15 protein-coding genes are annotated in these 20,215 nt (G+C 75.2%); 4 read left to right on the top strand and 11 right to left on the bottom strand.

All coding sequences use genetic code 11. The features are described from left to right. Positions 1-1,154 precede the first annotated feature (1,154 nt). From AC07AZ_RS28740 to AC07AZ_RS28705, 8 genes are all read right to left on the bottom strand, one after another. Positions 1,155-2,123, bottom strand: a complete 969-nt coding sequence (locus tag AC07AZ_RS28740) for a transaldolase family protein (protein WP_478852745.1) — start codon at positions 2,121-2,123, stop codon at positions 1,155-1,157. Next, positions 2,120-3,931 carry a transketolase-like TK C-terminal-containing protein gene (locus AC07AZ_RS28735; RefSeq protein WP_478852743.1) on the bottom strand — a complete coding sequence of 604 codons (1,812 nt, stop codon included), beginning with the start codon at positions 3,929-3,931 and terminating at the stop codon, positions 2,120-2,122. Before AC07AZ_RS28735 ends, AC07AZ_RS28740 begins: the two co-directional genes overlap by 4 nt. Before the next feature lie 28 nt (positions 3,932-3,959). Then, complete coding sequence (locus AC07AZ_RS28730) at positions 3,960-5,231, bottom strand: IS701 family transposase (RefSeq protein ID WP_478852741.1); 1,272 nt, start codon at positions 5,229-5,231, stop codon at positions 3,960-3,962. Further along, positions 5,228-6,418 (bottom strand): 3-dehydroquinate synthase family protein, encoded by a 1,191-nt coding sequence (locus AC07AZ_RS28725; protein ID WP_478852739.1) that lies wholly within the window; start codon positions 6,416-6,418, stop codon positions 5,228-5,230. Before AC07AZ_RS28725 ends, AC07AZ_RS28730 begins: the two co-directional genes overlap by 4 nt. 8 nt (positions 6,419-6,426) lie before the next feature. Continuing rightward, the gene (aroC, locus tag AC07AZ_RS28720; protein ID WP_478852737.1) at positions 6,427-7,611 is read right to left on the bottom strand and encodes a chorismate synthase; all 1,185 of its coding nucleotides are present in this window, start codon (positions 7,609-7,611) and stop codon (positions 6,427-6,429) included. Between the two features lie 102 nt (positions 7,612-7,713). Beyond that, entirely contained in the window at positions 7,714-8,526 is an 813-nt protein-coding gene (locus AC07AZ_RS28715; RefSeq protein ID WP_478852735.1) for a class II aldolase/adducin family protein, read from the bottom strand. Between the two features lie 160 nt (positions 8,527-8,686). Further along, on the bottom strand, positions 8,687-10,234 hold the full coding sequence (locus tag AC07AZ_RS28710) for an FAD/NAD(P)-binding protein (protein WP_478852731.1): 1,548 nt from the start codon (positions 10,232-10,234) through the stop codon (positions 8,687-8,689). 610 nt (positions 10,235-10,844) lie between these two features. Further along, positions 10,845-11,165: a LysR family transcriptional regulator gene (locus tag AC07AZ_RS28705; RefSeq protein WP_478852729.1), complete on the bottom strand. Its 321-nt coding sequence runs from the start codon at positions 11,163-11,165 to the stop codon at positions 10,845-10,847. 561 nt (positions 11,166-11,726) lie between these two features. Here AC07AZ_RS28705 and AC07AZ_RS28700 point away from each other — a divergent pair. After that, on the top strand, positions 11,727-12,305 hold the full coding sequence (locus AC07AZ_RS28700) for a carboxymuconolactone decarboxylase family protein (RefSeq protein WP_478852727.1): 579 nt from the start codon (positions 11,727-11,729) through the stop codon (positions 12,303-12,305). After that, complete coding sequence (locus AC07AZ_RS28695; RefSeq protein WP_478852725.1) at positions 12,302-13,162, top strand: RNA polymerase sigma-70 factor; 861 nt, start codon at positions 12,302-12,304, stop codon at positions 13,160-13,162. The genes AC07AZ_RS28700 and AC07AZ_RS28695 overlap by 4 nt, the downstream gene beginning before the upstream one ends. Before the next feature lie 79 nt (positions 13,163-13,241). On the opposite strand, the gene AC07AZ_RS28690 is transcribed toward AC07AZ_RS28695, so the two are convergent. Together AC07AZ_RS28690 and AC07AZ_RS28685 are read right to left on the bottom strand one after the other, a co-directional pair. Next, positions 13,242-13,646, bottom strand: coding sequence for a hypothetical protein (locus AC07AZ_RS28690; RefSeq protein ID WP_478852723.1), 405 nt, complete (start codon positions 13,644-13,646; stop codon positions 13,242-13,244). Beyond that, positions 13,643-15,742 (bottom strand): AMP-binding protein, encoded by a 2,100-nt coding sequence (locus AC07AZ_RS28685; protein ID WP_478852721.1) that lies wholly within the window; start codon positions 15,740-15,742, stop codon positions 13,643-13,645. The genes AC07AZ_RS28690 and AC07AZ_RS28685 overlap by 4 nt, the downstream gene beginning before the upstream one ends. Positions 15,743-16,282: 540 nt before the next feature. Between AC07AZ_RS28685 and AC07AZ_RS28680 the strand changes: the two genes are divergently transcribed. Then, the gene (locus AC07AZ_RS28680; protein WP_478852719.1) at positions 16,283-17,146 is read left to right on the top strand and encodes a shikimate kinase; all 864 of its coding nucleotides are present in this window, start codon (positions 16,283-16,285) and stop codon (positions 17,144-17,146) included. 654 nt (positions 17,147-17,800) lie between these two features. Here the strand turns inward: AC07AZ_RS28680 and AC07AZ_RS28675 are convergent. Continuing rightward, positions 17,801-18,490, bottom strand: coding sequence for a ScbR family autoregulator-binding transcription factor (locus AC07AZ_RS28675; RefSeq protein ID WP_478852717.1), 690 nt, complete (start codon positions 18,488-18,490; stop codon positions 17,801-17,803). 171 nt (positions 18,491-18,661) lie between these two features. Between AC07AZ_RS28675 and AC07AZ_RS28670 the strand changes: the two genes are divergently transcribed. Then, positions 18,662-19,636: a ScbA/BarX family gamma-butyrolactone biosynthesis protein gene (locus AC07AZ_RS28670; protein WP_478852715.1), complete on the top strand. Its 975-nt coding sequence runs from the start codon at positions 18,662-18,664 to the stop codon at positions 19,634-19,636. The last annotated feature ends 579 nt before the right edge of the window (positions 19,637-20,215 follow it).

The following is a 20,215-nucleotide window of genomic DNA, read 5'->3' as shown; positions in this document are numbered from 1 at the left end:
GTCCTGCCTGCTGACCGGGCCTGTGGATGGCGTGGTGCAGCGCGTGCGGACGTCGTGGACCAAGTGGATCAAGAAGTCCCGCGGCGGCCCGGGAGCGGCCCGCAGAACGCCGCCCCATCGGCTTTCCTACTGCCGCAAGGGCTTGGGCGCGCTCTGCACGAGGTCACGGCGCGGGAGCGGGAGTCCGGTTCCTTCGAACCCCGCACACGGGTGCGGGAGCCGGCTGATGCCGGGGTGGTGTTCCGGGAGAGCGACGGGCTGCTGCGAGCGGACCCGCCGGAGCTGACCCTGTTCGGCATGCCACGACACGATCGCCGCCCGCCCGCTGTCCGTCCGGCTGTCGGCCGGTGGCTTCAGTGGCAGGTCAACTTCCGGCTGGTCGGCAGTCGCGGTGGAGCCTGGTCCTACCGGCCGCGGACGTTCACCATCGTCTGCGCTCCCGCACCGGTCGCGGTGTTCCTGGGCACGCCGACCCATCGGCGGTCCCGCGGTCCCGCACCGGTCGCGGTGGTTCCTGAGCACGCCGACCCATCGCGTGGACGAGCGAGGCCATCTGCGCTGAACGCCTTTGGCCCGTGGTGCGGTGTGTGTGCGGCGCCGTGATGCGGTGTGTGTGCGGCGCCGTGATGCGGTGTGTGTGCGGCGGGGTCTGCCGGAGCGGTTTCGATGCCGGAGTCCGTCAGCGGGCATCGGCCCGCTCTGCCGGGGCTCTGGCCTGGGCGAGGCGGGCGACAGCAGGCGGCCGCCACCGGCGCCGGTGGCGGCCGGCGGGAGCCGGCGGCACACTGCCCGGAGCGCGAGCGGCCGCGTGGGCCGGCGCCGTTTGCGGTGCGGCGAGATCCGCGGCCGGCGGCGCGCAGCCGGTACGAGGCCTGCCGCGGGGCGGGGGCTGGGCGCGCCGTCTCGACGTGCGGCCGACGCCGTCGGCGGCCGCACCTGCCCGGCCGCCGGCCGCGATCCCGGCGACCCGGCAGGGGGTGGTGGCGGGCGGGCCGGTACGGGCGGCCGTGGGGGCTCCTGCCGTGGGGCGTGGCCGACCGTGCCCGGCGCCGGGCACGGTGCCGTCGGCGGCCGCACCCGTCAGGCCGGCCGCGATCCCGGCCGCCCGGCGGGGGGTGTGGCAAGCCGGGCGGCGGGCGGGCGGGCGTGGGGGTTCATGGCGTGGCGTGGGGTTCGTGGGCGGCGGTGTGCAGGGCGGATGCCACCCGGTGTTCGGTGCGCTGCTGGTGGGCGGCCGAGCGGGCGAGGACGGTGGCCTCCACGGTGGCGGTCAGTTCCCGGTAGCAGATGCCGTAGGAGGGCAGCGCGCCCAGGACCTGCCAGGCCTGCGCGTCCTGGCAGGAGGGCGGGCGCGGGATGTCCTGCAGCAGCCGGTGCGGGCGGGCGCCCTGCCGGGCCAGCGCGCGCCAGCGTGCCCCCTGGTGGATCTCCTGGTGTATCCGCTGTGCCAGGTGGGCGGTGGCGGCGGCCGGGCCGAGCGGTGCGGTAGGGGGCGCGCCGGTGGCCCCGCTGTGGCGGGCGGCGGCTGCTTCGTCCAGGCCCGCGACGCTCAGGGAGACGGCCGCGGCCAGGGCGGCCGGGTCAAGGCCGGCGCCGGCGGCGTGCTCCAGGCCGCTCAGGACGGCGTCGGCCACCTCGGTGTACCTCTCGAGGGAGACGACGGACACGACGTGCACGCCGATGCCCTGGCCCAGGCAGGCGGTGATCGCCTGAAGGCCCGGCCCGGTGGCCGGGAGGCGGACCATCAGGTTGGGCCGGCCGACGGCGTCGTGCAGGGCGGACGCGGCCGCGGTGGCGGCGCCGGGGGCGTGGGCCAGGGCGACCGGGACGGCGGCGCAGACGTGGCCGTCGGCGCGCCGGCCTGCCTCGTGCGGGGGGCGCAGCCGGTCGGCGGCGCGGCGCGCGGCGTGCGTGACGAGTTCGGCGAGCGCCGCGGCGACCGGGCGGCCGCGCCGGGCCAGAGCCCGCACGTGGGCGTCGTAGGCGGGGTAGGGCACGGCCGTGCCCTCCGCCACCCCGGCGCCGGGGTGGTGCTCGTGCAGCAGTTGCCCCAGCGGTCCCTCGGGCGCCTCGCCGCTCCCGGCTGCCGGGGCGCCGGGGGCGGTGAGCAGGACGGCGCTCATCGCCTGCTCCCGCGCCGGGTGCGGGCCAGGCGGGTGCGGGCGGCCGCGGCGACCCGCTCGGGGGTCAGGCCCGGCTGCTCGTACAACCGCCGGTAGGAGGCGCCGGCGCCGAACCGTTCGACGCCCGCGGCCTCCCGCGCCGCGCCCAGCAGCTCGTACCAGCCCAGGGCCGTACCCGCCTGCACCGACACCCGGGCGGTGACACGGGCGGGCAGCACGCTCTCGCGGTACGCCTCGTCCTGCTCGGCGAACCGCTCCGGGCAGGGCATCGACACCACCCGCGTCGCGGTGCCCTCGGCCTGCAGGATCCGTCGCGCCGCGAGAGCCACCGCGACCTCACCGCCGGTGGCCACGAGGATCACCTCGGGCAGCACACCACCCTCACCCTCACCCTCACCTTCGGCTTCGGCTTCGGCTTCGGCTTCGGCTAGGACGTGCCCGCCGCGCGCGACACCGCCGGCCGGCACCGCGTCCGAGCCGGGCGAAGGGGCCGCGACGGACGGCTCACGGCGACCAGAGCCGAACCCGAGACCGAGACCGAGGCCGAGTTCGAGTCCGAGTCCGAGTTCGAGTCCGGCGCATGCGGCGCCGCCGGCCGGTGCCGGGGAGGCCGGGAGGAGCGGCAGGTGGCGGCCGGGCTCGGCGCATGCGGCGCCGTCGCCCGGTGCCGGGTCCGGACCGGGTGAGGAAGCCGGTCCGGGCAACTCCCTGAGGTGAAGGCCGAGTTCGGTGCACGCGATGCCCTGGTCCGGTACCGGGCCCGCGCCGGGCGCGGGGGCCGGGAGGGGCGGCGGGCGGCGGCCGGGTTCGGCGTGCGCGACGCCGTCGGCCGGCGCTGTGTCTGGACCGGGTGAGGTGGCCGGCATGGGTGACTCCTGACGGCGGAGGGCGGGTGGGCGTGGGCGTGCGGCCCGGTGGGTGGTGGGCTGGAGGTCGCCGGGGTTGCGGGTGCGGGAGCCCGGGCCGGTACCGGTGCGGGCGGTGTGGGCGGTGCCCGGGGCCTGGAGGGGGCCGCCGGGGCCGGGGGGAATCTCCCCGGGTGCGGGCGGGAGGGTGGCAGTGCGGGGGTGCGGGGCGAGCGGGCGGGGGCGGCCGGCGGTGTTCAGCGTCCGGTGCAGTGCCTCGACGCCCCCGGCGACGGTCCCGCCGTGCGTCCCCTCCCCCTGCCGCACCTGGCGGCAGGCCGGCCGGCCCCCGGCGGGGGCGTTGCCCGGCACGGCGTACGGGGTGTCCCGGAGGCGGGTGCGGTCGTCGTCCCGGCGCACAGCCAGGTCGGCCGGCTGCTGGTGGCCGGCCGGCGAACTCGCCGCATGGTTCCTTGCCTCCTGTGGGTCCCCGCGCCGGGCGGGGTCCCCGATCGTGGGGTCGAAGAACGAGCTGCCCGGCCCTGCGCCGGACTCGTACCGGCGGCGCTCACCCCGGGCGGCCGCCGCCGGGCCGGCGACGCCCCACAGGCCGTGCCCGAGTACTCCCGCGCTCTCCCCGGCGCCCGGCCCATGCCCGCACCCGGGCTGCAGGGGCGGGCGGCCGTCCTTACGCTGCGGCCACCCCAGGGCCGCCCGGCCCGGCAGATGGCCGCCGCAGGGCCGGCCGGGCGGATGGCCGCCGGCCTGCGGCTGGACACCGGCGCCCGGCGGAGCGCCCCGGCGCGGACCGGCCTGCGGGTGGTGCGGGCGGGGCAGCGGGCGGGCGGCGGCCCGGGCGTGGAGCCGGCCGGGGGCGGTCCCGGTGTGGGGGGCGGTCCCGGTGTGGGGGGTGGTGGGGGCCGGTGGGGTGTCGTGGTGGCCGGGGGGTGCGGCTGCGGGCATGGGTGCCTCCTGGGGGCGGGGCCGGCGTTCAGCGGCTGCGGCCGGCCGGGGGCAGGGGCGCGCCCCGGGCGCGGAGCAGCAGGACGGCGGCGTGGGCCGCCGAGGCGAGCGTGATGTGGCGGTGCCAGCCGGCGAAGGAGCGGCCCTCGAAGTCGTACAGGCCGACATGGCGGCCGGTGGCGTCCTGGGCGAGGTGTGCGGGTGTGGCGGTCAGTCCCAGCAGGGCGGGGGTGGACAGGGTGGTGAGGTCGGTGAGCCAGAAGTCGGTGTGGGGCGGGTGGTGGGGGTGGCGGTGGGCGAGCAGGAGGTGGCGCCGGCGCGGGCCGGGCGGGGTGTCGGCGGCCTGGCACGGCACCCGGGCGACCTCGCGGTGGCCGCTCGCGGAGCGGGGGGCGCTGACCCGGCTGATGCGGCCCGGCGGCACGCCGGCGGCCAGTTGCCGGGCGGTGAGGGTGCGGCCGGTGGGGCGGCCGTCGGGGGTGAGGGGGGTCAGTGGTTGGGAGGCGCTGATGCGCAGCAGGTGGGGGAAGCCGGCCGCGCCCAGCTGGGCGGCGATGCGGCCCGCCGGGGCGTGCCGGGCGTCCAGGAGGACCGGGACGGGGGGTGTGGGGAGGGTGGGGGCGGTGTCCAGGACCAGGTCGAGGCCGGCTTCGGCCTCGTTGTGGGCGAGGGTGTCGGCGGGGATGCCGGCCTGTTCACGCAGGTGGGGGTCTTCCAGCCAGCGGGGGGTGAGGTGGAGGTGCCAGTCGAGCGGGTAGCCGCCCCAGGCGGTGGCGGCCCACAGGCCCACGGCCCGCTGCGCGGTGACGAAGCGTCCGGTGCGCGGGTCGGTGAAGTGGTCGCAGCCCACGCCGCCGCGCTGGGGGCGGGGCATGGTCGCGGTGTGCACGACCCAGGCCCGGGGCGGGGCGAGCAGGCCCAGGTGGCGGGCGAGGGCGGCGCGGACCGGCCGCCAGTGCCATGTCGAGTCGCTGACGAAGTGGTGCAGCCGCTGCGCGTTGGCCGGTATCCCGGTGTGCGAGGCGATGTTGCGGATGCTTTTACGGCCGGTCGTCTCCAGCAGGCCCCGGACGTACAGCTCGCCGCTGCGCCGCTGGTCCCGGCGGGCGAGGGAGGCCAGGACCTGCTGGCACAGCCCGGCCACCACGTCCGCCGCCATCTCGGCGGTGGGGTCGGCGGCCGTCCCGGTGGCCGGGCGGGTGGTGGGGTCGGCGGCCGTCCCGGTGGCCGGGCGGGTGGTGGGGTCGGTGCGGGGGCGGGTGGTGGGGGTGGCCGGCCGGGCCGCGGTGAGGGCGCTCATGTGGCGAGCCGGGCGTAGGCGGCGTGCAGCAGTCCGGGGGCGGGGTCGGACAGCAGGGCGGGGCGGCCCGGCGCGTCCAGCACGACGCACCGCAGCCGGCTGCGGTGCGTGTCGTCCGGGGCGAAGGCGGCCCGCAGCCGCTCCCAGGCGTGCCGCGGGTAGCCGGTGGGCAGGTGCAGCGCCTCCAGGACGGTGCGGTGGCGCCGTACGTGTTCGGCGTCCAGCCGCCCGGCCTCGTGGGCGAGTTCGGCGGCGTAGACCATGCCGATGGACAGGGCGTGGCCGTGCCGGATGCGGTAGCCCTCGGCGTGTTCGACGGCGTGGGCCAGGAGATGGCCGTAGTCGAGGAACTCCCGCCCGTCCTGTCCCGCCTGCGTGTTCTGGGCGGCCTGCGTGTTCTGGGCGGCCTGTCCGGTGGCTGGGGCGGCGGCGAGGTGGGCCTTGGCGCGGATGGCGCGTTCGATCAGCTCGCGGGTGTGCTCCCCCGCCGGGTCGCTCACCGCCCGGGGGTCGGCCTCGATCAGGTCCAGGAGGGCGGGATCGGCCAGCAGGCCGGCCTTGACGACCTCGGCGAGGCCGCTGACGTGGTCGGCGCGCGGCAGGGTGGCCAGCAGGTCCAGGTCGCACACGACGCCGGCGGGCCGGTGGGTGAGGGCGGCCAGGTTCTTGCCCTGGGGGATGTTGAGGGCGCCTGCGCCGCCGACCGCCGCGTCGGTCATGGCGGCGGTGGTGGAGGGGGCCAGGACCAGGGAGATGCCGCCCTGCCAGGTGGCGGCGAGGAAGCCGGCCAGATCGGCGGTGGCGCCCCCGCCCAGGGCGACGACGGCGTCGAAGCGGGTGAAGCCGGCCTCGGCGAGCTGGGACCACAGGTAGACCAGGACGCCGGCGTCCTTGGCCGCCTCGCCGGCCGGCACCACCAGCGGCAGCACGTAGCGGCCGTGGCGTTCGAGGTCGCCGGCGATGCGGTGGGCGGCGGTGGCCAGCTTCGGGGGGTGGACGATTGCGGTGCGCTGCACCTGCTCGCCCAGCAGCGCACCGACCTGCTCGTGCAGTCCGGTGCCGACCACGACGGGATACGGCGCCGGGCCCGCCTCCCTCCCGACGGCGGGCAGCGGGGCGGGGAGCGGGGTGGGCGGGGCCGCGGTGGTGGTGGCGGGCGCGGCGGACGGGTGCGTCTGGAAGGTCACGTTCTGCCTCATTTGACGGCCAGGTGGGTGAGATAGGTGCGGTGGTTGCGGGCGGTCTCGGTGACGCTGTCGCCGCCGAACTTCTCCAGCGCCGCGTCGGCGACCACCAGCGCGGTCACGGCCTGCGCGACCACGGCGGCGGCCGGGACCGCGCACACGTCGGAACGCTGGTGGTGGGCGGCGGCGGCCTCGCCGGTGGTGGTGTCGACGGTGGCCAGCGCGCGTGGCACGGTGGCGATCGGTTTCATCGCCGCCCGTACCCGCAGCAGGCCGCCGGTGGAGATGCCGCCCTCGACGCCGCCGGAACGGACCGTGGCGCGGCGCAGGCCGCCGGGGCCGGGGACGATCTCGTCGTGTGCCTGCGAGCCGGGGACGGCGGCGAGTGCGAAGCCGTCGCCGAACTCGACGCCCTTGATGGCCTGGATGCCCATCAGGGCGCCGGCCAGGCGGGCGTCCAGCCGGCGGTCCCAGTGCACGTGGGAGCCCAGGCCCGGCGGAAGACCGTGCACCAGGACCTCGACGACGCCGCCGAGGGTGTCCGCGTCGCCGTGTGCCCGGTCGATCTCGGCGGTCATCGCGGCCGAGGCGCCGGCGTCGAAGCAGCGCACCGGGTCGGCGTCCAGCCGTGCGGTGTCGCCCGGGCCGGGCAGCGCCTGGGACACCGACACCGCCCGGCCCAGGGCGACGACGTGGCTGACCAGTTCGATGCCGTACGCCTGCTGCAAGAACGCCTCCGCCACGCAGCCCAGTGCCACCCGGGCGGCGGTCTCGCGGGCGCTGGCCCGCTCCAGGACGGGCCGGGCGTCGTCGAAGCCGTACTTCTGCATGCCGGCCAGGTCGGCGTGGCCGGGGCGCGGGCGGGTGAGGGGAGCGTTGCGGGCCTGGCCGGCCAGCACGGCGGCGGGCACCGGGTCGGGCGCCATCACCGTCTGCCACTTGGGCCATTCACTGTTGGCGACCCGCACGGCGAGAGGACTGCCGAGGCTGCGGCCGTGACGCAGGCCGCCGACGAAGGCCACCTCGTCCCGCTCGAACCTCATCCGGGCACCGCGCCCGTGCCCCAGCCGGCGCCGGGCGAGCGCGCCGGTGACCTCTTCGGTGGAGGTCCGCACACCGGCGGGCAGCCCCTCCAGCACGGCGACCAGGGCCGGCCCGTGCGATTCACCGGCGGTAAGCCATCGCAAAGCAGACAAAACGGTTCCTTTGTTGGGGGCGGGCTAAGAACGGAAGCAGGGGGTGAGGGTGCGTGTGGGGGGGGTGGTGCGCGGGTGGGGGTGCGCCGGGGGGCGGGGTGGTTATTCCTGGAGCAGGTCGGGTTGGTCGGCGACGATCTCGTTGAACAGCAGCTGGAAGGAGAAGTGGCCCAGCTGCTGGTCGCCGAAGCCTTCGCGGGCGGCCAGGGCCTGCTGGTGGGTGAGGGTGTGGGGGGTGCCGGCGGCCTGGGCGAGCAGTTGCACCTGGGCGCAGCTGTCGTAGGTGAGGAACCAGTGGACGGCTTCGTCGAGGGAGTTGCCCACGGTGATCAGTCCGTGGTGGCGCAGCAGGATGGCCCGGTGGTCGCCGAGGTGGCGGGCGATGTCGCGGCCCTGGGTGAGGGAGACGGAGGGGCCCTGGTAGTCGCCGTAGAGGGTCTGGCGGCCGTAGAAGGCGGCTGATTCCTGGTCGATGGGTTCCAGCAGGCGGCCCAGGGCGCCCAGGGCCCGGGAGTGGGGGGTGTGGGCGTGGGCGGCGGCGGTGGCGGCGGGGTGCAGCTGGTGGATCTGGGAGTGGATGACGAACGCGCTGGGGTTGACCCGGTGGTGGCCGCTGACGACGTGTCCGGTGGCGTCGACGCAGATCAGGTCGGCGACGCGGACCTGGTGGAAGGAGACGCCGAAGGGGTTGACCCAAAACCGGTCGGGGTGTTCGGGGTCGCGGACGGAGATGTGGCCGGATATGCCTTCGCCGAAGCCGTGCCGGCCGAACAGGCGCAGGGCGGCGGCCAGCCGCTGTCTGCGGTGGCGGCGGGTCTCCTCGTGGGTGGCGAAGCGGGGTTCGCCGGGGATCGGCAGGCCGGTGGGGGTGTCGGCCAGGTAGGCGGGGCGGGACGCGGCGGCGAGCGGGCTCATGCGCGGGTGGATCCTTCCCGGAAAAGGCGGCAGGACGGGCTGGGGGGTGGCCGGCAGGAGAAGCCGGAGGGCGGCAGGAGGGGCCGGGGGTGGCCGGCAGGAGAAGCCGGGGGGCGGCAGGAGGGGCTGGGGTGGGCGGCAGGAGGGGCTGGGGGTGGTTTCAGGCGGCGGCCGTTACCGCCTGGCGGGCGGCGCCGACGGTGGTGCGGTGGTCGTGGATCGCGGTGACGATGTCGTGGCTGCGGTCGACCAGGGAGGGGATGCCGAAGGTGAAGAAGAGGGCTCCGGCGGCGATGTCACCGAGCCCGTACAGCCGCGGGTCGGGGCGGCCGTTGCTGGTCAGGCGGCTGGTGGCGCGGGCCAGCTGCAGTCCGCCGTGCGGGTGGCGGGTCACGGCGCGTGCCCGCAGGAGGGAGTCGACCACGGCCCGGGCGCCGGCGGGGATGCGGCCCTCGCTGGCGTTGACGGCGCTGATCACCCGGTCGGCGTGGAAGTCGCTGCCGTCGGCGGCCAGCACGTCGAAGCCGCCGCCGGCGGCGGGGGTGATGTCGAGCAGGCCGCAGTACATCTCCAGCCGGCCCGTGCGCACCTCCTCCAGCAGGACGGCGGCGCTGGCGGGCGGCATCGGGCAGCACAGGCTCATCAGGGTGCGGTAGTGGGCGCGCAGCAGCTGCACCTTGTCCTGCTCCCGCAGCAGCGGCCACACGTCGGGGCCGGTTTCGGGGACGGCGCGCTGCAGGATGCGCAGGCCCAGCTGCGGCGAGTCGACCTCGCCGATCTGGCGGCGCAGCCGCTCGGCGGGATCCTCCAGATCGACGCGGATGATCTCCTCGACGACCGTGTCGAGGTCGGCTCCCGTCTCCCGGAACTCCGCGCGCAGCACCGCGGCGATGTCCTCGATCGCCAGTTCGCGCCGCCCGCCGGCCACCGCCCGGATACGGGCGGGGGTCATGTGGCGCAGCTCCACGGCCGCGGGCTGCTGCCGCACCCCTGGCAGCACCCCGCGCCGTGACAGCAGACTCACCCGGCCCCGGTGGCCGCCGGCCGTCAGCGCCAGCACCACGTCGACGGCCGTCAGGCCGCTGCCGATGACCGCCACATGCTCGTCCGCGCCGATGCCGTCCACGGTGGCGGCCAGCGGATAGGGGTCGGCGACGAACCCCGCGCTGCCGCCCAGGCCGTAGACGTCGCGGGGGCTGTCGCCGCCGACGCTGAGCACGACGTAGTCGAACGCGCGGGGGCAGAAGCCGTCCGGGCCGGCGCTCAGCACGACCTGGTGGGGCAGGCGGGCAGCGGAGGTGACCGCCTGCCCGACGATGTCCACCCGCCAGCCCTGGCGGCGCAGCACCCCCAGCGCCGCATACGCCGACTCCTCCAGGTAGTCGCCGTAGACGGGACGCGGCACGAACCGGGCACCGCCCGCCCCCTCCGCGCCCGCGCTCGCGCCGGTGCCGGTGGCCTTTTCCCGGGCGGCCAGCCAGCGCGTGAAATGACCCGCGTCCCCCGCCCGTACGGACATGTCCTCGGCGGTGGAGTTCACCCGCAGCGTCTCGGTGTCCAGCTGGTAGGCCCGCCCGCGCCACAGACGGGGCGAGGGCTCGAACACGGTGAGGCTGCCCGCAGGGCCCCCGTTCCTGGCCAGCGCGTCGATCAGGCAGACAGCAGCCGCGCCGCCACCCACCACACCGATCGAGATTCCACAGGACATGTGTCAGTCACCTTCGGTAAACGAAACAGCCGGCAGGCACACACCAACCGCCACCGGCACCGACGGAACGACCCGGGCCGGAAACGGAACACCAACAGCACACAGAGCACCGAGCCAGAACACGGAACACAGAGCACAGAGCACGCAGCACGGAGCACGGAGCACGCAGCACACGCGGTGGCGCACGCGGAGGGCCACCGCGGTGAAGGGACTCAACTCCGATGCCAGCGACTGTAGGAACCGGCCCCCGGCGCCACTTGCCGCACCGCGCACCGCCACTAGCAAAAACACGCGCCCACCAGGCTCCCCCTCTCCGCGCACCCCGCGCCCCGCGCTCGGTTTCGGCCTTGCCGAGCCCCGGGCCCGCCGTGCCGCGCCCCGGGGCCCGCCTTGCCGCGCCCCGGGGCTGCCTTGCCGCGTCCGGGGCTGCCTTGCCGCGTCCGGGGCTGCTTCCCCTCCCGTATGTCCGGCGCATGCAGGAACGGCCGGCCCCGGGGAGGGGGCCGGCCGGTGGGAGGCGACGACGTCGTGGCCGCAGAACAGCGCACTGCGGGCAGGGGGCGGGGTGTGCCGGGCTGGGGGCGTCCGGGTGGCCGGGGTGGCGGGGTGGTCAGAGCAGGGTGCGGCGGGCTGTCGCGGCGGGCCGGCGGGTGGTGGGACGGCGGGGCTGGCGGACGGTGGAGGCGACCTCACGGCGCGCCGTCTCGGCTATCTCGATGATGCGTTCGGCATGCGGCAGCAGCCGTAACCCGGCTTCGGTCAGGGCGAGTTGACGCTGACTGCGGTCGAAGAGGTCCGCCCCGACGGCCTCCTCGAGATTCCTGATCTGGGTCGTCACGGTCGACTGGGCGTAGTGCAGGTTCTTCGCGGCCCGCGTGAAACTCAGCTCGGCCGCCACCTCACGGAAGGCACGCAACTGCTGGAACTGCATGACACGGCCCCTTTCCCCGGCCTCGTCCAAAAAAGATACCAGCTTGCACGTTCTTTTTCGAGGTGGGTGCGCGAGCTCGCCCGGCCGGCTGCGGCGGCAGTACGGGCGGGCCCTTTCCTGCCGCCGCAGCCCCGTGGGAGCGGCGGGCGCACGGCTCGCACCGCGGCCCCCGCGCAGCGCGGGCTTCGGGCTCCGCGCGTTGCGCGGGCTCAAGACGCCGGTGGGGGCGGCGGGTTGAGGGCCATGCTGGGTGCCGACGGCTTCGGTGCGTGATCGCGGACGTGCACGGTCGCGGGGCGCGCGCCCCGGGGTGTGGGGGCAGACGCGGGCAGGAAGGAATACCGGCCATGATCTTCCCGGAGGTGGGGGGTCCTCGCTTCGTGACCGGCTCGCGCAGGCGAGGCGCGCGCTCGCATGTGAGGACCGGCGAGGGGCGGGCGTGGGGCGCGCCGGGCGGCGGGTGTCACGCGCGCGGGCCGGGGGGCGGGTGTCACGCGCGCGGGCCGGGCGGTGTCTTCATGCCGGACAGCCCCACAGGGACGTAACGCGAGGAGAGACACCATGACACTGCGCCTGGCGAAGGCCGAGCTCCCGGCCGAGCTGAAGGAGAGCATGATCAGGCAGTTGGGCGTCGTGCCCGAGAACGTCGAGGTGCTGTGGCACAGCCCCCGGGTGACGCAGGACAACCTGGAGTTCGGTGCCAGGGTGGGGCGGTGGGACGCGGTCGCCCCGGGCTGGAAGTCGCTGGCGCACATGGCCGTCGCCTCGCAGGTCGGCTGCAGCTGGTGTCTGGACGTCGGCTACTTCCAGGCGCAGAACGAGAACCTGGACGTGGCCAAGGCGAGCCAGGTGCCGCGCTGGCGGGGGGCGGAGGTGTTCACCGCGCTGGAGCGCGACGTCATGGGGTACGCCGAGGCGATGACGAACACGCCGCCGACCGTCACCGACGAGCAGTACGCCGCCCTTCTGGAGCGGCTGGGGGCGCCGGCGATGGTGGAGCTCACCGCGTTCATCGCCTACGTCAACCTGGCGGCCAGGGCGAACGTGGCGAACGGGGTCACCTCGCAGGGCTTCTCCGACGCCTGCGAGATCCCCCTGGCCACCCGCCCGGTGACGCCCCGCGCGGGGGCCGGCGCATGAGCGAGGAGGCGTTCGTCGCCCACCGCGGCCTGCTGTTCACCGTCGCCTACGAGATGCTCGGCTCGGCGGCCGACGCCGAGGACGTGCTGCAGGAGACCTGGCTGCGGTGGACGGGCGCCGACCGGTCCCAGGTCCACAACCCGCGCGCCTACCTCGTCCGGGCCGTCACCCGCCAGGCACTCAACCGCATCCGCACCCTCGCACGCCGCCGCGAGGACTACGTGGGCGAGTGGCTGCCCGAACCCGTGCTGACCCACCCCGACGTGGCCGACGACGTCGAACTCGCGGAAAGCGTCTCCATCGCGATGCTGACCGTCCTGGAGACGCTCGGACCGGTGGAACGCGCGGTGTTCGTGCTCCGCGAGGTCTTCGACATGCCCTACGACGAGGTCGCCGAGGCCGTGGGCAAGACCCCCGCCGCGGTCCGGCAGGTCGCCCGGCGGGCCCGGGACCACGTCGCGGCCCGGCAGCCGCGCGTGCGGGTGAGCCCGTCGGAGCACCGGGTGGTGATGGACCGCTTCCTCGCCGCGCTGCACACCGGGCGCATCCAGGACCTCCTGGAGACCATGGCACCGGACGTGGTCCTCATCGCCGACGGCGGCGGGATCACGGCCGCCGCCGCGGCCCCCGTCCACGGCGCCGAACGCGTGGCGACGATGCTCGCCCGCGCCGACCGGACCGCCTTCCAGCCCACGGCGGTATGGCTCAACGGTGCTCCCGCGATCCGGATCGACTCCGGCCACGGACGCGCCGCGGTCAGCCTCGTGATCGACAACGGGCGCATCACCCGCATCTACGCGACATCCAACCCGCAGAAACTGACACGGCTCGACACACCAGCCGATCTCAGCAGGTAGACCGGCAGACCGCCGCGAGGACGGGGGTGCGGGGGGAGGGTGGCAGACCGCCGCGAGGACGGGGGTGCGGGGGGAGGGTTCAGTCGGACATGGCGGCCGGTGACATGAGGTCTCTGGCGAGCTGGGGCAGCAGCCGGTCCAGCAGCTCGCCCTCGCGCACCGCGCCCTCGCTGTCGCGCGGTATCTCCTCCACGGCCACCGCGTGCGCGTACAGGGCGGGCAGGTTGCGCTGGCAGGCGGCGAGCACGGCGCGGCGGCCGGCGCTCTCCTGCGCCGGCGCCGGCGCCACGAACGCGACGACCAGGCTCTCGCCCAGCTCGGGCAGGCCGGTGTGGACCAGGGCGCACTCGCGCACGCAGGACAGTTCGAGCAGTTCCCCCTCCAGGGCGAAGAAGCCGCCCTCGAAGACGCCGCGGGCGTCCGGGCCGAGGGCGTGGGGGGCGTTCTGGTGGGGGCCGGTGGTGGCGGGGTGGGGGGCGTTCATGCGGTGATCTCCTGGTGCATGCTCTGCTCCAGCTGGAGGTTGAGGGTGATGATGGGGACGACCGCCTCCAGCAGTTCCGCGGTGCGGATACGGCCGGTGGGGCTGTAGGGGATGTGGTCGACGGCGATGACGTGGGCCGGGATCGAGGGCACGCGGCGGGCGCAGGCGGTGCGCAGGGCGGCGGCGCCGGTGGCTTCGCGGCCGACGGCGACCGCGATGAACGGCACCACCAGCGCGTCGCCCAGTGCGGGCAGGCTGACCCGCACCACGGCGGTGTCGCGCAGGCAGGGCAGGTTCAGCAGGTCGGACTCGAGGCGGAACAGGGCGGCATCCACGGCCCGGTCGCGCACAGGCGAGCGCACGCCCGCGACGGACCCGGTGAGGGTGACACGGCCCTGGTCGTCCAGGACACCCAGATCGTCACTGACCCAAAAACGCTGCGGGCCCCTACCCGTGTCCAGGACGGTGAAAGCGCCCTGACCGCCGGGGACGGTGAAAGCGCCCTGACCGCCGGGGGCTCGAGCACCGGGACTGTCGGGGTTGCCGGGGTTGCCGGGGCTGCCGGGGTGATGGCTGCCGGGACTGTCGGGGTTGCCGGGGTTGCCGGGGCTGCCGGGGTGATGGCTGCCGGGGCTGTCGGGGTGGTGGCTGCCGGGGCTGTCGGGGTGGTGGCTGCCGGGGCTGTCGGGGTGGAGGTAGTCGTCCATCACGTGGGGGCCGGCGACGGCGAGGCGGCCCGGGCGGCCGGCCGGCAGCACGGCGCCGGCCTCGTCGAGGACCACGACCGTGGTGCCGAGCACGGGCCGCCCGGTGCGCATGCGGGTGACCTGGGCCTCCTCGGGGGTGAGGATCGCGCTGAGGCCGCCCTGCGGGCTCGTGTGGACCGGGTGCAGTACCGGGCCCAGCCGCTCCCAGGCGGTGTTGAGCATCCAGCGGCTCAGGTGGCGGCCCGGTGTGAGCACGCACCGCAGCCGCCCGGTGTGGGCGAGCGGGACGCAGGCGGGGTCCTCCACCAGCCGGCCCAGCGTGGCGGGGTCGATCACCGCGGTGGTGACGCCTTCGCCGGTGACCAGCGCGGCCAGCCGCCCGACGTCGGCGGTGGCGTCCAGCACGACGGTGGCGCCGACCGTGAGCAGGACGTGCGCCAGCTGCCGGGACAGCGGCTGCCACAGCGGGGCGGCGACCAGATGGGTGTCGTGGGCGTCGAAGCCGAACTCCTCGACCAGATCGATCAGCCCCTGCCCCTGGGCCGCGCCGTGCCGCACCGCGATCCGCGGCCGCGCACCACCGGGCACGACGGTCAACAACTCACCGCCCCCGGCCTCGGGCATCCCGCGCAGCGGTGCACTGGCCAGCAGAGCGGCGAACGACACCCCCGGACCACACCCCCGCCCCCCCGCCGGCCCCCGAAGCCCGGCCGGCTCACCGGGCCCGGCCGGCTCACCGGGCCCGGCCGGCTCACCGGGCCCAGCGGGGCCACGGGGTCCGGCCGGCTCACGGGGTCCGGCCGGCTCACGGGGTCCGGCGGGCTCCCGCCCGGCCCCGCCCCGCACACTCCACTCACCGCGCCCGGCTCCGCTCTCCTGCGCCGCGGTGTCCGGCCTCGCTCTGTCCACCGCGGCGGCGGGCGTTGCGGCGGCCCGGTCCGCGACTGCGGCGCTGCCCGCAGCGGCGGGGGCTGCGAGGCGGCCGGCGTCGGTGGTGGCGGGCAGCAGGACCTCAAGGGCTTCACGCCCGGCCGGCCAGGAGCGGCCTTGCAGCAGCGGCCGGCAGGAGGCGGTGGTGAAGAACGCGCACGGGTCGAGCAGGTCCAGGACGGCCTCCAGATCGCCGGGGCGCTGGGCGGGATCGAGTCCCGTGCAGGGCACACCGAGTGTCGCGCAGGCGGCCAGCACCACGGTGAGTTCCCAGCACGGGCCGGCCACGAAGACCGCCCGGGCCGGACGCGCCGCCGGCAGGCGCACGGCCAGGCCGCCCGCGACCCGCTCCACCGCGTCGGCCAACCGCGCCCAGGACAGGCGCGTCGCACCGTCCACGAGCGCGATCGCCTCAGGGCGGACCGCCGCATGCCGGCGAATGTCGTCAAGCTTGATCATGTGGCTTCTCCGTAGTCGGTGAGCCCAAGCTCCGATGAAAAAGACCCCCGCCCTCAGACGCACCGGCCCACAGGCGAAACACCTGACCCAAGCACCCGAGCACCCAAGCACCGGAGCACCGGAGCCAGGAAGGGACCGCGGGCGCGTGCGGGAATCGGGCGCGGAAACCGCTCGGGGCCGGCCCCGCGGGAGCCGAGACCCCAGAGAAACAAACCTGCATGCGGGTTTGCAACGGGCATCGAAAAGTACGATGCCGGCCCCCGCATGTCAGGTCCCGCCCCACCACCCCCACCCGGCCACCGACACTGCGAACACCCCGCCAACCGGCGCCGACCGGCCGATGAGGCCCGCCCACCCGGCCCGCCCGGCCCGGTGCGCCCGGCGGCGTGCGCCTGGCCCGGTGCGCCCGGCCCCGATCCGACCGCACCGGCCCGGCCCGGAGTGACGTGGCCGGGCGTGGCCCGACCTGGCTCTTTGATCCGTGCTGGGCCGACCGGGCCGGGTGCGTTGTCCTGATCCGACCGACCTGTGGAGGACACCGTGCCCGACGACCGGAGCCGCCCGGCGCACCTCACCGCTCTCACCTCACCGGCGACCCGCCCCGCCCCCTGCCCCACGCCCCTGCGGGAGGCCCGTGCCAGAGCCGACCGCACGAGCACCGGCGGGAACCAGCGCGGCACCGGGCAGTACGGCAGGGCCGGCAGCGGGGCCGCCCCCCGCAAGGACAGCCGGGGCGCGGCCGCGGAGCACGGCGAAGCCGCCGCCCGGGAGTACGGCGAAGCCGCCGCCCGGGAGTACGGCGAAGCCGCCGCCCGGGAGTACGGCGGGGGCGCCGGCGGAGCGGGCGGCGGGGGCGCGGGAGACGCCGGCGGGTCCGGCGGGGCCCGGATGCGGCCGGTCGCGGTGCTGGTCGGTCTGCCGGGGGCGGGCAAGTCGACGGTGGGGCGGCTGATGGCCGAGCGGCTGGGGGTCGCGTTCGGGGACACCGACGAGGACATCGAGCGCCGCAGCGGCATGAGCGTCGCGCAGATCTTCGCCTCGCACGGCGAGGGGGTCTTCCGTGAGCTGGAACGGTCGGCGGTGCGTGCCGCGCTCGCCGGGCACGACGGGGTGCTCGCGCTGGGCGGCGGCGCGGTCCTCGACCCGCTGACCCGCACACTGCTCACCGGCGGCCCGGTCATCCACCTCGACGCCGACGTACAGGAAGTACTGGCCCGCCCGGCAAGCATCACCGGACGCCCGCTGCTCACCCAGGACCCGGCCGGCCGGCTACGGGAACTGGCCGCACACCGCACACCCCTCTACCGCCAGGTCGCCCGCGCGACGGTGTCCACCCGGGCCACAACCGCGGCCCAGGTCACCCGCACGGCGCTGCACGCACCGGCCCTCACCCGAGCCCTGTGACCTGTGACCTGTGACCAGCCATCCCCCGCCCCCCAACACCCGGCACGGCCCACCCCGCCCGAACACCCGCCCGGACACCGCCCGGACAACCGCCCGCAGGACTTCGTCCGCGGGAGCCTGTCGCCTGAGCGGTGCACATGGCAAAACCGGCAGCTCACGAACTCAAGAAGATCGACCCGCCTGCCTTCGCCGGCCGTCACGGGTTCATCCGGGCCGGGTTCCCCGACCGCCGGCCGTGATAGCCGCCCACGGCCGCCACGCCCCGCCAAACGATCACTCACCGTGCCCAGCGCGCCGAACGGCTCGCGCATACGCGGCGCCGCAGCACGCAACCCACCAACCCCATACCGGACCTGGCAGGTGCGGTGAGATGAGGTGTCCGCCGGGTCCCCCGCCCCGGCATACGCAAAAACCCCCTGCGCGAACGTCCCACCAGCCGATGGACGCCCGCAGGCCCCGCGTAATCGACGAACGTCCGCGGGTCTCCCGCAATCCGTGAAGGTCCGCGGGTCTCCCGCAATCCGTGAAGGTCCGCAGGGTGTCCCGCAATCCGTGAAGGTCCGCGGGGTCTCCCGCAATCCGTCAAGGTCCGCGGGTTTCGGTGTGGTGGGTGCCGTGGGTCCGTCGCGGGTCGTCCTCCTGCGACGGACCCGGCTACTGGGCGCCCTGTCCCACGCTCTCGCGTTCCTGCAGGGCCCGTTCGACCCTGGCCATCAGGCGTTTGCCGCGGTCGGCGGAGATCTCCAGGCGTGCGAAGACCTCCGGGGTGGCGATGGCACGGGCCAGACTGCGGTAGAGCACCGCGATCCGCTCCTCCACGTCCCTGCGGTCGCTCATCACCTCCGACATCAGCTGCACCCCGCTGAACGCGCCGACGATCATCTGTGCGGCGGCGTTCACATCGGTGCCCGCCACCAGCTCGCCCCGCGCGTCGGCCTCGGTGAGGATACGGGCGTGCAGGTCGATCCACGCCTGATACGGCACCCGGCGGTCGATCTCGTGCGCCTGGTCGACGGCCAGGCGGATACTGCCCTGCAGCATCCGGTCGAACGTCAGCCGGTAGGCCACCAACTGCCCGATGTCCAAGACCTCCTGGAAGGTGACCGTCTGCTCTCCCGGCGGCACCTCCAGATAACCGATCTGGCCGCCCACCTGCTCATCCAGCACCGCCTGGGCCAGCTCCACCTTGGAGGCGAAGTGGAAGTAGAACGCTCCCTTCGTCACCTTGCACCGGCTGTAGACGTCGTAGATCGTGGCCCCCGCGTAACCGTGTTCGGCGAAGACCGTTCCCGCTGCCTCCAGGATCGCTTTCCTGGTCCTGACCGCACGCTCCTGTCGCGCCACGCGGCCTCCCATCTGTGCCCAGCCGCCCGGGGGGACGGCTTCCCAGTGCGCGTCTCGGAAACGCGCATCAACTCATTGAAAAACAAACCCGCATGCCTGTACCTTACCGACCGCGGGGGGGGAACGGCCATACCCCACGTCATGCACCTTCACCGACGAAGGAAGAAACCCATGACCACGAGTGCTATGGCTCTGCACAGCCGACACACCCACCAGGGGGCACACCACACCACGATCGGCGAGATCACAGCGCCGCGGCCGGCCCGTCCGGCGCTGCCGGTGGACAAGAGTCTCGTCCACCGCGCACACCTGCGCGACGTACTGCCCACACACCTCACACGCCACGACGACACACACTTCACCGTGTGCGCACGCTGGCCGCGCGAACACCGCCTGTTCGTGGCCTGCGACGGCCGCTACACCGCCTCCCTGGTCCTGGAGACCATCCGCCAGACCACCCTGCTCATCTCCCACGCGGCGCTCGGCGTGCCCGTCGGCCACCACTTCGTGATGTGGGACCTGTGCCACCGCCTGGACGCCGGCCTCCTCGAGCGCGGGCCCAGCCCGGCCGAGGTCGGCCTGGACGTCACCGTCACCGTGCTGCGCCGGCGCGGCACGGTACCCACCGGCATGTTCATGGAGATGACCCTCACCATCAACGGCCGTGCCGCCGGTTCGGGCTCCATCCGTTTCGACATCACCTCACCCGCCGCCTACAGCCGCATACGCGGCCACATACCGCCCGCCCCCGAGCCGGCCGCACTGCCCGAGCCCGTCGACCCGCGCACGGTCCACCACCACCACGCCGGCGACGTCACCCTCGCCCCCACCACCACACCCGGCCAGTGGCAACTGCGCGCCGACCCCGCCAACGACCTCCTCTTCGACCGCGCCAACGACCACCTGCCCGCCATGGTCCTGGTCGAAGCAGCCCAGCAGGCCACCCACCTCCTCACCCCCGGCCGGCGCTTCACCCCCTCCGCCTCCGAAATGCGCTTCGCCCGCTACGTCGAACACCACACCCCCTGCCTCATCACCGCCCGCCCCCACACCACCCCCCACGGCACCACCACCATCAGCGTCACCGGCCACCAAAACAACCAACCCGCCTTCACCATCCGCTTCACCCAACCCACCACCCCCTGACACCACAACCGAAAACCAGAAAACCCCCCACAACCGAAGGGGTGACGTCCCGTCTCGTGGTGTAGCCGATCAAACCGGCGGAATCCCCAGGTCGCGGCCCGAATCGCCTTCGCTGGACGCCCTGTTGAGACATATGGAGCCGGGACCAGCGGTGATCGCCCCACCGCCCGCAGCGGCACATACCGGACGGCTCCGAAGCGGAGACGACAGACCGTGATCGCCCACACCACGAAGGGGGACACGACCACCGAGGGCCGAGGGCCGCCTCTCCATCCAGCCTCCCCCCTGGCGGTTCAACCCGACCCTGCCACCACACAGGACCCCCCGAACACACCACACCACCACCGCCCCAACTCCCCCCGGGAGGGACCGCCGGCCGCCGCCGGCGGACCCAAAACGTGCACCAGCCAGACACCGACACAGCCCCAGGCAGGCACCGACCCAAAGCCGAGAGCACACCAGACGCCCGCCGGCAACCCACCCCAGCACAACCCGGGAAGGACATGAAGCCGACCCCCGGGGAAAACACCAGCCGGCACCGAGCACAGGCCCCGGGAGAAAACACCAGCCGAAAGCCGG

The organism is Streptomyces sp. NPDC043878, from assembly GCF_056435735.1.
The sequence above is the reverse complement of the archived record's forward strand: the minus strand, read 5'-3'. Positions and strand labels throughout refer to the sequence as shown.

Coding starts and splice junctions, on each gene's coding strand:
- AC07AZ_RS28695 (WP_478852725.1), top strand. CDS start 12,302: ATGAGCGAGGAGGCGTTCGTCGCCCACCGCGGCCTGCTGTTCACCGTC.
- AC07AZ_RS28685 (WP_478852721.1), bottom strand. CDS start 15,742: ATGATCAAGCTTGACGACATTCGCCGGCATGCGGCGGTCCGCCCTGAG.
- AC07AZ_RS28705 (WP_478852729.1), bottom strand. CDS start 11,165: ATGCAGTTCCAGCAGTTGCGTGCCTTCCGTGAGGTGGCGGCCGAGCTG.
- AC07AZ_RS28740 (WP_478852745.1), bottom strand. CDS start 2,123: ATGAGCGCCGTCCTGCTCACCGCCCCCGGCGCCCCGGCAGCCGGGAGC.
- AC07AZ_RS28670 (WP_478852715.1), top strand. CDS start 18,662: ATGACCACGAGTGCTATGGCTCTGCACAGCCGACACACCCACCAGGGG.
- AC07AZ_RS28700 (WP_478852727.1), top strand. CDS start 11,727: ATGACACTGCGCCTGGCGAAGGCCGAGCTCCCGGCCGAGCTGAAGGAG.
- AC07AZ_RS28715 (WP_478852735.1), bottom strand. CDS start 8,526: ATGAGCCCGCTCGCCGCCGCGTCCCGCCCCGCCTACCTGGCCGACACC.
- AC07AZ_RS28735 (WP_478852743.1), bottom strand. CDS start 3,931: ATGCCCGCAGCCGCACCCCCCGGCCACCACGACACCCCACCGGCCCCC.
- AC07AZ_RS28730 (WP_478852741.1), bottom strand. CDS start 5,231: ATGAGCGCCCTCACCGCGGCCCGGCCGGCCACCCCCACCACCCGCCCC.
- AC07AZ_RS28710 (WP_478852731.1), bottom strand. CDS start 10,234: ATGTCCTGTGGAATCTCGATCGGTGTGGTGGGTGGCGGCGCGGCTGCT.
- AC07AZ_RS28690 (WP_478852723.1), bottom strand. CDS start 13,646: ATGAACGCCCCCCACCCCGCCACCACCGGCCCCCACCAGAACGCCCCC.